11 protein-coding genes are annotated in these 14,946 nt (G+C 43.4%); 6 read left to right on the top strand and 5 right to left on the bottom strand.

Translation table 11 applies throughout. The annotated features are described in order from the left end of the window. Nucleotides 1–43 precede the first annotated feature (43 nt). From Q0R52_RS17445 to Q0R52_RS17465, 5 genes are all read right to left on the bottom strand, one after another. Nucleotides 44–3,166 (bottom strand): efflux RND transporter permease subunit, encoded by a 3,123-nt coding sequence (locus Q0R52_RS17445; protein WP_295796499.1) that lies wholly within the window; start codon nt 3,164–3,166, stop codon nt 44–46. Continuing rightward, nucleotides 3,163–4,095, bottom strand: coding sequence for an HlyD family efflux transporter periplasmic adaptor subunit (locus Q0R52_RS17450; RefSeq protein ID WP_295796502.1), 933 nt, complete (start codon nt 4,093–4,095; stop codon nt 3,163–3,165). The genes Q0R52_RS17445 and Q0R52_RS17450 overlap by 4 nt, the downstream gene beginning before the upstream one ends. A 1-nt stretch (nt 4,096) precedes the next feature. After that, entirely contained in the window at nt 4,097–5,332 is a 1,236-nt protein-coding gene (locus Q0R52_RS17455; RefSeq protein WP_295796504.1) for a TolC family protein, read from the bottom strand. Nucleotides 5,333–5,468: 136 nt separating this feature from the next. Beyond that, nucleotides 5,469–6,743 (bottom strand): HAMP domain-containing sensor histidine kinase, encoded by a 1,275-nt coding sequence (locus Q0R52_RS17460; RefSeq protein WP_295796506.1) that lies wholly within the window; start codon nt 6,741–6,743, stop codon nt 5,469–5,471. Further along, nucleotides 6,740–7,417 (bottom strand): response regulator transcription factor, encoded by a 678-nt coding sequence (locus Q0R52_RS17465; RefSeq protein ID WP_295796508.1) that lies wholly within the window; start codon nt 7,415–7,417, stop codon nt 6,740–6,742. Before Q0R52_RS17465 ends, Q0R52_RS17460 begins: the two co-directional genes overlap by 4 nt. Before the next feature lie 256 nt (nt 7,418–7,673). Here Q0R52_RS17465 and Q0R52_RS17470 point away from each other — a divergent pair, with 256 nt between their 5' ends. From Q0R52_RS17470 to Q0R52_RS17495, 6 genes are all read left to right on the top strand, one after another. Next, on the top strand, nt 7,674–8,090 hold the full coding sequence (locus tag Q0R52_RS17470) for an EamA family transporter (protein WP_295796510.1): 417 nt from the start codon (nt 7,674–7,676) through the stop codon (nt 8,088–8,090). A 190-nt stretch (nt 8,091–8,280) separates the two neighbouring features. After that, nucleotides 8,281–10,752 carry a TonB-dependent receptor gene (locus tag Q0R52_RS17475; protein WP_295796512.1) on the top strand — a complete coding sequence of 824 codons (2,472 nt, stop codon included), beginning with the start codon at nt 8,281–8,283 and terminating at the stop codon, nt 10,750–10,752. 383 nt (nt 10,753–11,135) lie between these two features. After that, nucleotides 11,136–11,741, top strand: coding sequence for a C40 family peptidase (locus tag Q0R52_RS17480; RefSeq protein WP_295796515.1), 606 nt, complete (start codon nt 11,136–11,138; stop codon nt 11,739–11,741). A gap of 295 nt (nt 11,742–12,036) precedes the next feature. Beyond that, the gene (locus Q0R52_RS17485) at nt 12,037–13,068 is read left to right on the top strand and encodes a YncE family protein (protein WP_295796517.1); all 1,032 of its coding nucleotides are present in this window, start codon (nt 12,037–12,039) and stop codon (nt 13,066–13,068) included. Between the two features lie 291 nt (nt 13,069–13,359). After that, a complete protein-coding gene (locus tag Q0R52_RS17490) occupies nt 13,360–14,556 on the top strand; it encodes an MFS transporter (RefSeq protein WP_295796518.1) in 1,197 nt (398 codons plus the stop codon). A gap of 47 nt (nt 14,557–14,603) precedes the next feature. Beyond that, a complete protein-coding gene (locus Q0R52_RS17495) occupies nt 14,604–14,909 on the top strand; it encodes a hypothetical protein (protein WP_295796521.1) in 306 nt (101 codons plus the stop codon). Nucleotides 14,910–14,946: the final 37 nt, after the last annotated feature.

Here is a 14,946-nt window from a genome sequence, read left to right on the forward strand (position 1 = left end):
AACCGACCGGCTTTGCATATTTGCAGGCCGGTTTTTTGTTTTATTAGCTTAGCGCTGTTTCGCCGTTATGGTTGTCGCCGTTAAGCTGATGTGCGTTCTCATGGAACTTACCGCCCCGGTACAAAATGCGCATTGCGCTTGGCAGTACTATCAGCAACATAGGCAACGCTACAACAAAGCCGCCAATAACAGCAATAGCTAATGGCTGGTGTAACTGCGCACCGGCGCCAATGCCCAACGCCAATGGCATCAGAGCTATAATTGCACCGATAGCCGTCATCAGCTTTGGCCTTAACCGTGTTGATATGGCGTACACAATTGCTTCGTCAATACCGTTTTCAGTACCTTTTTCAATATTTTCAAGCGCACGCTGTTTAAACTGTAAAAAGGTAAATATGGCATTTTCGCCAATGATACCTACAATCATTATCAGCCCGGTATAGCTGCCAACATTTAGCGGCGTATTGGTAATAAATAATGCCAGTATACTGCCCGAAATGCCTAACACTGCCACTATCAAAATTAATACGGCAATACGGAATTGCTTAAACAGGAACAATATCACTGCAAATACCAGTAAGCTTGAGGTAATGAGGATAGTCAGCAACTCTTTAAATGATTGCTGCTGCTGGGCATAGTCGCCGCCATACTCAATGTGGTAGCCCTGCGGCAGACTTACTTTTTGGGTGATATTTTTTTGAATAGCAGGGATAACGCTGCCAAGGTCGGCGCCCTCCAAACGGGAACTTATAACACCTATTGACTGCAGGTTTTCGCGGTTAATCTCGGCATCGCCAGGTTTCAGCGTCACGTCGGCCAGTTCGCTAATAGGTATCAGTTTACCGCTTGGTACAAATACCGTTTGATTTTGTATACCCGTAACATTTAAACCGCGGTTGCCGGGGTAAACCATGCGTATGGGCGATAGCTGCTCGCGTTCGAGCAGATTGCCTATTATATTGCCCTCGAGTGCGGTTTGTAGCTGGAATTGTAGACTGGCGGCTGTAATATTATATTGTGCAAGTTTGCTGTAATGCGGGTCGATACTTACCGACGGGCCTGCAATTATTATCCCGTCCTTCACATCGGCCGTGCCTTTTACACTTTCAACAATGCCTGCCACTTGTTGGGACAACGCTTGCAGTTTTTGCTGGTTATCGCCAAATATTTTTATCTCAATCGGGTCTATTGATGTCATCAGGTCGCCCAGCATATCGCCAATTACCTGGCCAAAATCAATATTCAAAGCAGGCTGATTTGCGGCTATCTTCTTTCGGAGTTCGCTGATAACCTCTTCGGTGCTTTTGTCGCGGTCTTTTTTTAGTTGGATAAGATAATCACCTTTGTTGGGTTCAGTTATAAAAAAACCCATTTCGGTACCGGTGCGGCGCGAATAAGCCTTAACTTCGGGTTGTTTTACAATTATCTTTTCAACCTGGCGCAGCATGCGGTCGGTTTCGTCGAGCGAGGTGCCGGGCGGCGAGCGATAATCGAGCACAATACTGCCTTCATCCATCTCAGGCAAAAAGCCGGTTTCGAGCAGGGGCGGTATAAATATGATAGCCAGCACGGCCGCCGCAATTATTATTATACTAACAAAAGGCCGCAGTATAAACCATTTAACCCAGCGCTGCTTTTTAACATGGTGTTCTTCTTCTTTTTTTGATACTGCAGTGCTGTTGGGCTTATGCCGGCTTAGCAAAGTATAAATTACGGGCAGGCCTATCCAGGTAACAAAGAAGGAGCACACCAGGGTAATGATCATGGTATTGGTGAGCACATGAAAGTATGCGCCTGCAACCCCCGTCATCAGCAAAAAGGGCACAAATATTACAATCGTGCTTATTGAGGAACCCAGCATAGCCGGAAACAGGTAGTCGATGGCGGTTTTTATCAATTTTAACGGCCGTTCGCGCGGATGCTCTTCGTGAGTACGGTGAATTTGCTCAACCACCACAATGGCATCGTCAATAATTAAGCCGAGCGCCGCGGCAATTGCACCCAGCGTCATGATGTTAAATGTATAGCCTACACCATAAATAACCGCCAGGCTAAGACAAAGGGTTACCGGGATGGTAATTAAAATAACGGCACTCGCCTTTACCGAACGAAGGAAAATAACGGCAACGATAATTGCCAGCAGTAAACCAATCCAAAGGCTGTCACTCACGCTTTTTATAGACTCTTTTACAAAATCGGCCTGCTCGTAGTAAGGTTTTATAGTTACGTCCTTCGGCAAAATTTTCTGCAAATCGGCAACCTTGCCATCCATATCCGCCGATAACGATACCAGGTTAGCATCCGGTTGTTTGATAACCGCAATCAGAACACCATCGTGCCCGTTTGCGTTTATCCGGGTATATTCAATGCTTTCCTGTATGGCAATGTCGGCAAAGTCCTTCAACCTTACCACACGCTTGCGGTTATTGCTTATTACCAGGTTCTCCAACTGGTCCTTTGCATTGATTGTAGCATCGGTAACAGTCAGGTACATCCGTTTATAGTCTGATAAATAACCTTCAGATTTTACAAAGTTGGTGGTGCTTAGCGTAGTGCTGATAATATCGGGCGTTAAGCCGAGCGAGCTCATTTTTTGTTTGTTGAGCGTTAGCCAATACTCTTTTGCCTTACCACCAATTACCCGTATTTCGGATATGCCATCAACCTGCGACAGGAAAGGCTTTACGGTATAAGTGGCCAACTGCCGCAACTCAATGGGAGAACGACTGTGGCTCTCGAGCGTGTAACCACTAACCGGCAGTATGGAGGGGTTCATTTTCTGCACGGTAATGCTTACATCTGCCGGCAGGTCATTTTTTACCTGGTCGATACCAGCCTGTATTTTTTGCAGGCTCATATCGATATCGGTGCTCCAATCCATGTAAGCCGATATTTCGCAACTGCCGCGGCTGGTAGTGCTGCGTACGGTTTGCAATCCCGGCACCTGCTTTATAGCATTTTCGAGCGGCTTGGTAACCGTAACCATCATTTTGTTTACCGGTTGCAGGCCCTCCTCAGCTATTACTTTTATTTTAGGGAAGGTAATTTCGGGGAAAAGCGAGGTTTGCAGCTTTGAATATGCAAACAAACCACCCATAATTATGATGACCAATACCAGGCTTACCGGCTTTCTATGCATTAAAAACGAGTCCTTTATAGGGGTCATGGCTCAATTATTTTTACTTTGGCGGTATCCGGCAGGCCATAATTCCCGCTAACAACTATTTTATCCTGTTTGGTAAATGATGGCGATAAAATCTCAATCCTGTCGCCCGAATGGATGCCCTCTTTAACCGGCACTTTTACGGCAGTGGTAGGGTTTATCAATTTCATTACCCAAAACTCCGTTTGGGTTTCATTTGCTAGTATGGCAGCTTTTGGCAGCGATACAGTATTAGTTTTTGCTGATTTTACTATGCGCGCTTTGGCTATCAGGTTTTCAGGTATTTGCTGAGCTGTGTTTACTTTTAACACCACACCCTGCGTTTGTGCCACCGTATCAACTGTTGGCATAAACGAAGTAACTGTCGAGCCTACTTTTGTTCCGCCGGGCAAGGTGAGGTCAACATTCTGCCCCATTTTTACATATTGGCGCAACTCGTACGGCAGCTGCATTAAAAACACAAAACTGCTGCGGTCACTAATTACGGCCAGCGCTTCTCCATCGGCTACGTAATCGCCTTTTTGATGGCTCAGTTGTGAAATATAGCCTGACTCTGAAGCCTTTATCTTATTGATTCCTGAAAATTTGAAAGTAGTATCGAGCACGTTTATACTGTTGCCAATGCTTTGGGCTTCCTTGGTTTTTATGGTGAAAAGTAATTGCCCTTTACTTACGTTTTGGCCCGGTTTAACATTAGCTAGTTCGATATATCCGTTGGCATTTGCTTTTACATAGTTTTTTTGCAGAATGGTTGACGTAGCGCTAAGGTCGATGTAATCAACCAGCGTGCTGTCGTTAACAGTTGTAACGGTAACCGGTGTTTGCGATGCTACTTTGGCATCCTCATCATCGGCGGCTTTGTCCTTGCCTTTGCACGAAAAAAGCAATACCGCAATGCCCAAAACCAAATATTTAACGGCGAATGTCTTCATTTTATCTGTTCCAGTAATTTAGCTGATTGATGAGTTGTAGTTTGTTGATGTTAGTGGTAGCACGCAGGTTTTTTACCGTAAAATAATTGCTGATGGCCAGTATAAGGTCGGCAATGCGCAGGTCGCCGGTTTGCAATAGCTTGGTATCAACCTTGATGAGGCCCTCCGAATACTTAATCTGTTCATCAATTTGCTGCAACAGGGTTTCAGTATCCTTTATCTGCTGCTTTAACTGTGCAATTTGCTGGCGGTATTGGGCATCGAAAAATGCTTTATAGTTTTGCCTGGTTTCCTCCTCGAGCGATAGTTTTCTATACTGCATTTTACGCTGGCCACCGTCATAAAGCGGCAGGGTAAAACTGAAACCGGCACTAACGCCAAAATTTTTATAAGCCTGGCCCATAAAATCGCTGTTATAGCCGCCGTCGGCCAAAATGCTGGCTTTGGGCTTGTAACTAAAATCAACCAGTTGGCGGCTGTTGACTAGTTTAAGACTGTCGAGCCGGTATTGCCTGAAAAAAATACTCGTGCCGGGATCGGGTAACATGGCCCTTTCAATTTTGGGTTCCTGTAACTCAATTATCGTGGTATCAGCTACGCCGGCCAGGTAATTAAGTGTACTAAAGTCGTTTTTATATTGCAGGCGAGATTGTAAAAGCGTTAGCTGTTGCTGTTTCAGGGTTACCAAGAAAGTAAGGTAATCGCTTTGGCGATAAACGTTGCTGCGGGTAAGTTTGCGCAGCAGGGTATCTTCCTGGTTAAGCAAGGTTACCACCTCCTGGTTAAACTTTTGCTGCTGCAGGCTGCCGTAGGCAGTAATGTATTGGGTGGTGATGGCCTTTTTTAAATCCTGTTCAGAAATTTTAGCAGTATTGCTAACGGACTGCGACTGCAGTGTAATAGCCTGCAACTGTGCATCCACATTTTTTTTCCCGACGATGGTTTGATTAACCCCCACCAGCGCATTAAAAGTATGCTCGTTAGTAATAGCCGAAGCATATCCATACCCGCTAACAACCGGCGCGTATAAGCCGCCGCTGTTTAAATTAACCTGTGGTTTTAAGCCGGCACGGAGGCGCAAACTGTCAACCTGGTTCGAGGCTACCTGGTTACGTAAGTCCTTTAGCAGGGGACTATTACCTTTGGCGGTTTCTAAAAAATGGTCGAGCGTGTTGGTTTGCGCAAAGGCAGCAGCACAACCAAAAAGGCTTAAAATAATGCTGAAAAGCAATTTCATTAAGTAATCAATAAGGGTATTCAGTTAGCTAAAATAGGATATAAATCTGGATTAATTTAGGACGGACGGTTATGTTGGCAGTATTTATAACTTGTAATAACATTGATACTCAAAAGTTTGTTTTGTTGGTAATTAGTTAAAATATCACCTCGAAAACGTGATAACCCTGGTCGTAAAAGTACTCCAGCTTAAAACCAAAACTCTCGCATATCTGCCTGGAAATGGTTAATCCCAGACCGCTGCCCTCGGAGTGCGACGATTTATGAAAACGGGTAAATATTTTTTCGCCTGCAAGTGGTTCCGCATCTCCTGTATTTTGAATGATCAGCCGTTCATTATCCAGGCTGATGATAATTTCGCCACCAATGTAATTGTGCCTTATTGCGTTACTGATAAGATTGCTTAACAATATTTCGGTAAGGTAACGGTTGGCGTAAATCTCTTTGTTATGAAGATTGCAGGTTACTTTTAATTCTTTGTCGCTAAAAATCTCTTCAAACTGGCTTGTCATTTCTTCTACCAAATCAAGCAGGTTCAATTGCTGCCTGTCGTGCATTAGTTTATTTTCAATTTTTACCAGTAGCAGCAGCGATTGATTCAACCTCGTTAATCTTGATGCCGCGGTGTATAAGTCGTTCAGCAGCTTGCTTTGCTGATCGCTAAAGTTTTCGGTTTGTATCAAGGTATCCAGCTTTGAGTTAATAACGGCAATGGGCGTGAGTAACTCGTGCGATGCATTTTCGGTGAATGCTTTCAGGTCATCATAGTCGTGCTTTGCCCGTCCGGCCATATCAACCACAGCCTTGTTAAGTTCATTAAACTCATCTATCGTTGTATTTACCTGCGTAATTTCGTGTTTATCAGCAATGCTGAACAACCGCAACTCGCCCATAATATTATAAAAGGGTTGCCATAGCCTGTTCAATATAAGGCGGTTGGTTAAATATAACACCAGTAGCAACAACAATATCACACCTATGGTTATGATAAATATCAGGCGGATAAGGTCCTCTGTTTCAACTTTAGATACGATGATAAGTATTTTATAATAGTTGTTACCAACTGTTACCGAACTTATCAACCCCCGGCCCGCTTCATATTCACCCTGCCGCCTGTGCCTGTGGTGGCCCTCAAATTTTTTATAATATTCGGTATTTATAAACTCTCGTTTCACCGAACCGGGGCTGGCAGATGTAAAAGTTATCTGCTGATCGTTTGATTCAAAAGTTTGGGGCAACTCGTGGTTAAGCTTTACGTAGTCAAAAATTTCGCGTTCCTCAACCACCAGGTCCTTATCTTTTATCCCGGTTAAAATGTAGCTGATGGCCTGGTAATAGATAAAGCCAGTTATCAGCATTACAATAATGGTGGTAATAAGGTTTACCCGGTTGTATTTGGTTAACAGCTTCATTTATCGGTAAACTTATAACCCATGCCGTAGGCTGCCTGTATGTAATCTGCACATCCGGCTTCCATTAATTTTTTGCGGATATTTTTTATGTGCGAATAAATAAAATCGAAGTTGTTGGCCATATCAATGCCATCGCCCCATAAGTGCTCGGCAATAGCGTTTTTTGATACCACTTTGCCTTTGTTGGCTATAAAATAAAGCAGCAAGGCAAACTCCTTACGGGTAAATTTAAGCGGCGTGTTATCAATCTTAACCTCTTTTGCCTGCAGGTCGATGGTGATTTCGTTAAACACCAGTAAATTGCTGCCATTGTAGCTTTTTCGCCTGATTATGGCTGTTACCCTTGCCTTCAGCTCAGATAAATGAAAGGGTTTTACCAGGTAATCATCGGCCCCAATGTTTAATCCTTCCAGCCGGTCATCCAGCGAATTTTTGGCTGAAATGATAAGCACCCCATCCGGGTGGTTGTTATCTTTTAAACTCTTAAGTATCTCCAGTCCGTTGCCGCCGGGCAGGGTAATATCCAGCAGGATACAGTCGTAGCGGTACATATTAACCTTTGCCAGCGCACTTTGATATGTTGCCGCAGTTTCGCAAATATTGCCCGCTTCGGTAAAATATTCTTCGATACTTTCGCGCAGGCCTTCTTCGTCTTCAACAATCAGTATTTTCAAAACCTAATTTTTCTGATAAAGATAACCGCTGATTTTGGATGATTTCTGTTTTATTTTGATTTCACCGATTTTGACACGATTTAAGGATTTGGCAGGATTTACAGGATTTTTATTAACTCTATGTAGGTTGGCTTTTGGTATTAATCGTGTAATCTTTTAAATCATTAAATCGTGTTCTGTTTGTTGTCCCAATTTTACACAGGTTTATTATCTAATTTTAATCCTGTTAATCATTCAAATCATTAAATCGTGTTTTATGTGGTGGATATACGCTTTACTCTCGGCCCTGTTTGCAGCCTTAACTGCAATTTTTGCAAAAGTTGGTATAAAAGGGGTTGATACCGATTTGGCTACTGCAATACGGACTGTAGTGATATTATTAATTGCCTGGGCCATTGTGTTTTTTAAGGGGGGCGTGGGGTCTATCGGCAGCCTCAACAAACTTAACTGGACTTTCCTGGCATTGTCCGGCTGTGCCACCGGTCTATCGTGGATATGCTATTTTAAGGCGCTGCAAATGGGCAAGGTATCACAAGTTGCGCCTATCGATAAATTAAGTGTGGCGCTGGCAATTATTTTGGCGGTTGTATTTTTAAAAGAATCGTTGAGCATAGCGCAGGCAGTAGGAGCGCTGATGATAATTGGAGGCAGCGTAGTGCTTATTTTTGCGTGAATAAGAGCCCAAAAGGTGTTGACAGTGTTAGCATAGTTTTGAATTTTTTCATGTTAAGTATTTGTAAATCAATTATTTAATAATAATAAGGTGTCAACACGTGTTTCACATTTAATGTTGTTTCAAAATTCAGTTTTAATCCAAAGTCGTACCGGACCTTTGCCGGTATAAATTGTTGGAAACAAACCGGATGAAAAAGCACTGGATATTTTTACTGCTGATAATAACTTCTTTAAATCTTAAGGCTCAAAATAATAATCAAAACAATACCGGTAAAATTGCCGGAAAGGTAATTGATGCCGTTACAAAAGTAGCAGTAGATTACGCCACCATTGGTATATACAAACAAGGCAGCACGTCGCCATTTAACGGCGCCAGCACCGACCCTAAAGGAAATTTTAAAATTGAAAATATCCCCTTCGGCGAATACATTATAAAAGTTGATTTTTTAGGATACAAACAACTTACCGTCGAACATTTGGTTATCAGCGCAACGGCTAAAAATTTGTCGGTTGGCAGCTTGTCGATATCTCCGGTGCAGAGTCAGCTAAAGGGTGTTACCGTTACCGCAAACGCACCTACTGTAGAAAATAAAATTGACAAGCTTGTTTACAGCCCCGGTAACGACTTAACAGCACAAGGCGGCGTAGCAATTGATGTGTTGAAGAAAGTGCCGATGGTTACTGTTGATATTGACGGCAATGTAGAACTGATGGGCAACGCCAACATCCGGTTTTTAATAAACGGGAAACCATCAAGCATTTTTGGCGCCAGCTTAACCGATGCACTACAAGCTATCCCGGCCAGCCAGATTAAAAGCATTGAAGTAATTACCAGCCCCGGTGCCAAATATGATGCAGCCGGTACTGGAGGCATCATCAACATCATATTAAAGGATAGCAAAGTTCAAGGTATAAACGGAAGCGTAAATCTTTCAGCAGGTACGCGGCTCGAAAACGGCTCATTTAACCTGAGTGCGCGTAAAGGTAACTTTGGTGTAAACGCATTTTTTAGCGGTAACGAGCAATTGAACAGCACAGCCATCAGTACAAATAACCGCACGTCGTACAATGGTGCAAGGGATACTATAACCAGTTTATCGCAAAAGGGGAGCAGTGCATTTAAAAGAAGTGGCTACCAATCGGGCATCAGTTTTAACTGGAGCATCAGCCCAAGAGATGAGTTGACGGCATCCATAAACTTCAACCATTTTGGCAACAATGGACATGGCATCACCAACCAGGACCAAAACACGCTTGCAGCCTTAAACGGTCAAAATATTGATACGTTAAGCCTCAGTAATTCAAGCAGTCGATTTAGCGCCAATTCAAAAGACTGGAGCCTGGCCTATAAGAAAACGTTTGCTAAAGAAGGCCAGGAATTAAATATATTATACAATGCCAGCTATGGGAGCAATGTAAATGATTATACCCTGCGGCAGGATTATTTAGCGCCGGTTGTCCCGTCGACTGGTTCAACAAGCAACAACCCTGGAAGGGATAAAGAGACAGATATATCGGTTGATTATTCACAGCCAGTAGCTAAAGATTTTAATATTGAAACGGGAGCTAAAACGGTTATCGAAAACTTAAATAATAGCATCATAAGCCAATCGCTTAGCAATGGTGCTTATATTCCTAACCCCTTTCAAACCTATGGGTTTGCCTATAAGCGCACCATTTTTGCCTACTATGTTTCAGCATCGTTTTCACTGTTTAATTTTGTTGATGGAAAGGCAGGCTTAAGGTACGAGCACACCAGCTCGACTTCCGATTTTCCGAATACCATCATCCCGTCATACGGCATTTTTGCGCCATCATTTGTGTTAACACACAAGTTGAGCAAAACACAATCGATAAAATTTAGCTACAGTTACCGGTTGGAACGCCCCGAATACCGCGACCTGAACCCATTTTACAACATCAGCGACCCGCACAACATCAGCACGGGCAACCCGAATTTGAAACCGGAACTTGGTCACAATTTTGAGCTGGGCTACAATAAATCATTCGATAAGGGTGCAAACGTATATGTTGCTGCATTTTACAGGTATAATACAAACGACATACAATCGTTCACCACGTTTTACCCTTCAATAAAAATTGGCGATTCCACTTATAACAACGTCTCACTTGATCAACGCTATAATATCGGCCGCGAGAATAATATAGGAATAAACCTGTACGGTTCGTTACCCGTAACCGGTAAGTTAAGCCTGCGCTCCAACATGTTTTTTGCCGACAGGGTTACCACCAACCCGGGCAGCCCTTCGGTTAGTGGTTTTATGTACCGCATTAACCTTAATGGCAGCTACCAGTTTGCCGATGATTTTGCAGCCGAGTTTTTTGTGAACTACCGTTCATCGCAAAAAACCATTCAGGGCTCAAGGCCGGCATTTGCATTTTACAATTTAGCCGTTCGTAAGCAGTTTATGAATAAAAAAGCAAGTATCGGATTAACTGCCGCCAATCCGTTTAGCCAGTATGTAAACCTGCAATCAAGTACATTCGGTTCTAATTTTAATCAGTCAAGCAGCAGGTTGGTGCCTTTCCGGTCGTTTGGTATCAGTTTAAGCTATAAATTCGGCAAGCTGGAGTTTAAAAAGGATAAGGAGCGCGACGATAATAGCCCGCCGATGCCCCAGGATAACGCCGGACAGTAGATAATATTAACGTGAGTTCGATATAAGAATTAGTAGTGACAAATCCGTGGCGTTTACCCAGGGGCTCGCGTTTCGCCTCACCTAAACGGCGAAGCCCTCATGTAATAATCCTCTCCAAAGGAGAGGACTTTAGCTTCGCTCCTCGAAATTTGCTTTTCAGAACCCTCTCCTTTGGAGAGGGCAGGGTGAGGCGACGACCAGCCATTGTGGTTTTACACATGGCTTAATGGATCGTCTTCTTATATCGAACTCGCATTAATATTAATAAATTGTTAAAAAAGCGTTGGTTTTGAGGGTGATACAAAATTAATCACCAATTTTTTTTACAATTTTGATAAAAAATTTGGGTTACTTAAATAAATCTAATATCTTGTCCTCGTAAAATGAGGAACAAATTAACCACCCTAATTCTCCTTCTATGCATGGTCGCTGTGTTGCCATGTGCTGCACGCGCGAAAAAACCAGCAAAATCAAAAAAATCGCATAAAACTTCAAGTCGTCACCATAAAAAATCGGAAGAGGAAGTGGTAGTTCACCGTACTTACGACCAGGCTTTTGGTACTGATTCTGTTTCGGCAGATAAATTAATAAACTTTGCTCAAAACCTGATAGGTACCCGTTACCGCTCTGCAACATCCAACCCACAAGTAGGTTTTGATTGCTCCGGATTTGTAAGCTACGTATTTAAAAATTTCAATTTTAATGTGCCCCGCTCGTCAGGTGAATTTATTGACGTAGGCGAAAAAGTTACTTATGACGACGCCAGACCCGGCGACATCGTCATATTCACGAGCCCCACCAATAGCCACCGTATAGGCCATGTAGGCATTGTGTACAGTAATAACGGCGGCGAATTTAAATTTATCCACTCCACCTCGGGTAAAGAGCACGGCGTTACCATTACAACAATGGACGATACCTACAAAATGCGTTTTGTACAGGTTGTACGTTTGCTTAAACGCAATGATGTGATGCTGGCGAGCCAGTAAAATCTCCAATTTGTTTTATCATTTGCCTTTAGGCACAGGCCTTCGACCTGTGCTGATGAATTGCGCCCCGTTGGGGCTTTGATGATTTCTCAGTGCAAAAAACGGAAAAATAATCACGTTTTATGATGTACAATAACTTAAAGTGACGATAAGACACCCAGCCCCAAAGGGGCGACCTCCGTCAGCGCAGGTCGCAGGCCTGCGCTAAATGTGGTTTTCAACGCACCCTGCGCAGTTTCAATATTTTAGCGTGAATTTTACAGGATTTATACAGAATGTTTAGTTAACTACGCACATGAAATTACTATTAAAAGCATTCGGCATAGCGCTAACGGGTTTGGCCTTAGCCGCCCCTTCACTATTATTTGCCCAAAAAACAGGCTTTAAAGTGTTAACCACCTTCCCCATAAAAAGTAGTGGCGGCTGGGATTATATTACTGTTGATGGCGCGAGCAAGCGTATTTATGTATCGCACGGAATGCAGGTAAATATTTTGGATGTTGCCACCGGCGATTCGGTTGGCGTAATCCCCGATACCAAAGGCGTGCACGGCATAGCCCTTGCTCCTGAATTTAATAAAGGCTACACCAGCAATGGCCGGGCAAACAGCATTACTGTTTTTAACCTTAAAACTAACGAGGTTTTAAAACAGGTTGCTGCAGGCACCAACCCGGATGCTATTTTTTATGACGAATTTTCAAAGAAGGTTTATGCGTTTAATGGCCGCAGTAAAGATGCAACAGTAGTTGATGCTGCTACCGATATGGTTGTTGCCACTATACCTTTAGGCGGAAAACCCGAAACCGGCGTATCTGACGGGAAAGGAAAAGTGTTTGTTAATATTGAAGATACCAACGAGGAAGTTGAAATAGACGCCAAAACAAACCAGGTATTAAACCGCTGGAAACTTGATGGCGGCGAAGAACCATCAGGCCTTGCTATCGACACTAAAACCAACCGTTTGTTTATAGGCTGCGGCGGTAACAAAACCATGGTTGTAATGGATGCCGGCAACGGCCACATATTTGGCAAATATCCAATTGGCGGCTGCGATGGTGTAGCTTTCGACCCAACTCTGAAGCTGGCTTATGCCTCTAATGGCGAAGGCACAATTTCAGTAATACGCGAGCTGAGCGCCGATAAGTTTGAGTTTGTAGAAAACATAATAACCGAACCTAGTGCGCGGACAATAGGGATTGATGTGTTAACCCACAAATTATACCTGCCAGCAGGCAAATCAAAACCGGTTGCACCAACGGCCGACAATGCCCACCCAAGGCCGCAACAAATACCGGGCACCTTTCATGTTATTGTAGTAGGGAAGTAATATACAATAAGGCTCCGTATCTCTCTGTGTCTTCTTGTGTAACCCGCGGTTGTTTTTACCCCGGAGGTTGCGGAGAAGGCACAGGGAGCACGGAGTTTGTTTTTTAGCAGTACTGTTAAGTCAAAAGTCTTAAGTCGCAAGTCTTAAGTCAAATTTTGTCTTTTTCTGACTTGGGACTCAAGACTTTCGACTCAAGACTAAGCGTCAATTCGCGATTGACACGACACCACCTTAATATTTACATATCTTGTTCCCTGCAAAACTTGTATTTTAGCGCTGCTAAATATTTAAGTGAACCACCAGGCTACCAACATAAAAACACCCGCGCAATTAAGGATAGCCTGTGCCATATTCTATTTTATTTCGGGGTTTGGGTATTCCACCTGGGCATCGCGCATACCATCAATTAAACACGCACTTAATTTAAACGAAGCGCAACTTGGTTCCGTGCTGTTTGCTATGCCTATTGGTCTTATGCTAACCATGCCCATAACCAACCGCCTGCTTAGTCATTACAGCGCTCGTGCAGTAATGCTTTTTGGTTCAGTATTTTTATGTGTGATAATAGTTGTTATCGGCTACACAAATGCCGTTTGGCAATTGGTGGCTATGCTGTTTTGTTTCGGTTCAGCACGTAACCTCATGACGCTCTCAATAAATACCCAGGGTGTGGCCGTGCAGGCTTTGTACAGCAAATCAATTATGGCTACGTTTCACGGCATCTGGAGTTTGGCAGGTTTTGCCGGGGCAGGGGTGGGTTATTTGGTAATATACTACGGCATTGGCCTGCAGTACCATTTTTTGTTTGTGGGTATCGCCCTTTTTGCATTAACGGTTTATTTTATCAATAGCACGCTCGATCAAAAACCTATCCCTCAAAGCCGCAAGCCAGTATTTTCATTGCCCGATAAATACCTGATCAAGTTCTCCTTAATCTGTTTCGCCAGTATGGCCTGCGAAAATGCCATGTATGACTGGAGTGCCATCTACTTTCAAAAAGCTGTACACTCCGAAAAAGCCACCGCAACAGCGGCCTTTGTATTCTACATGATAGCCATGACGGCCGGGCGATTTGTTGGCGACAAACTGGTTACCCGTCTCGGTATAAAAACGGTGCTTAAATTTAGCGGCATATTTATCTTCTCGGGTTTGATGCTTGCCGTGTTACTGCCATATACAGCTACCGTAATGATAGGGTTTGTGCTTGCGGGCCTTGGCGTATCGTGCGTGGTACCCATGATTTTCAGCCTGGCGGGTAAATCAAAAAATATGAGCAGTTCATCGGCCCTGGCCTCCATATCAACGGTTGGCTATATCGGTTTTTTGATAGTGCCGCCATTTGTGGGTTACATTGCACATGCATCGAGCATCCGCCTGTCATTTGGTATAATAGCTTTATTTGGGGTGATGATAGTCTGGCTGGTGGCGAAATTAAAAACGGGTGACAGCCACTCGGCCGACGAAAGCGCAATCCTTCCTGAAAATTAGTTCAACTAAAATATAAGTTATCAATACTATTTGCGTTATCACAACTGATGCGCACCTTAAAACTAATCGCACGCTTTTACCGCGGTATTTTCCTGGCTAATTTTTTTGTAACGATAGTTAGCGCCTATGCCATTGCTTTCCATCGCGACCTGGCTAATAAATTAATCGGAACGTTTTTTTGGGGCAAGATAGTAACCTTATGCCTGATGATTTACTTTGCTTTTGTAGCCAAAAAGAAAGAATTGTACTACTATCAAAATCTCGGCATATCGAAACAAAGGTTGGCCGTAACAGTCTGGCTGGTTGATTTTTCGCTTTGGTTGATATTAATAATTATTGCCTATCGGCAATGAAACAACCTAATCTACCCAATCTACCCCAATCAACTTA

The organism is Mucilaginibacter sp. (genome assembly GCF_025359345.1).
Lineage (GTDB): Bacteria > Bacteroidota > Bacteroidia > Sphingobacteriales > Sphingobacteriaceae > Mucilaginibacter.

Coding starts and splice junctions, on each gene's coding strand:
- Q0R52_RS17445 (WP_295796499.1), bottom strand. CDS start 3,166: ATGACCCCTATAAAGGACTCGTTTTTAATGCATAGAAAGCCGGTAAGC.
- Q0R52_RS17450 (WP_295796502.1), bottom strand. CDS start 4,095: ATGAAGACATTCGCCGTTAAATATTTGGTTTTGGGCATTGCGGTATTG.
- Q0R52_RS17455 (WP_295796504.1), bottom strand. CDS start 5,332: ATGAAATTGCTTTTCAGCATTATTTTAAGCCTTTTTGGTTGTGCTGCT.
- Q0R52_RS17460 (WP_295796506.1), bottom strand. CDS start 6,743: ATGAAGCTGTTAACCAAATACAACCGGGTAAACCTTATTACCACCATT.
- Q0R52_RS17470 (WP_295796510.1), top strand. CDS start 7,674: ATGTGGTGGATATACGCTTTACTCTCGGCCCTGTTTGCAGCCTTAACT.
- Q0R52_RS17475 (WP_295796512.1), top strand. CDS start 8,281: ATGAAAAAGCACTGGATATTTTTACTGCTGATAATAACTTCTTTAAAT.
- Q0R52_RS17480 (WP_295796515.1), top strand. CDS start 11,136: ATGAGGAACAAATTAACCACCCTAATTCTCCTTCTATGCATGGTCGCT.
- Q0R52_RS17485 (WP_295796517.1), top strand. CDS start 12,037: ATGAAATTACTATTAAAAGCATTCGGCATAGCGCTAACGGGTTTGGCC.
- Q0R52_RS17495 (WP_295796521.1), top strand. CDS start 14,604: ATGCGCACCTTAAAACTAATCGCACGCTTTTACCGCGGTATTTTCCTG.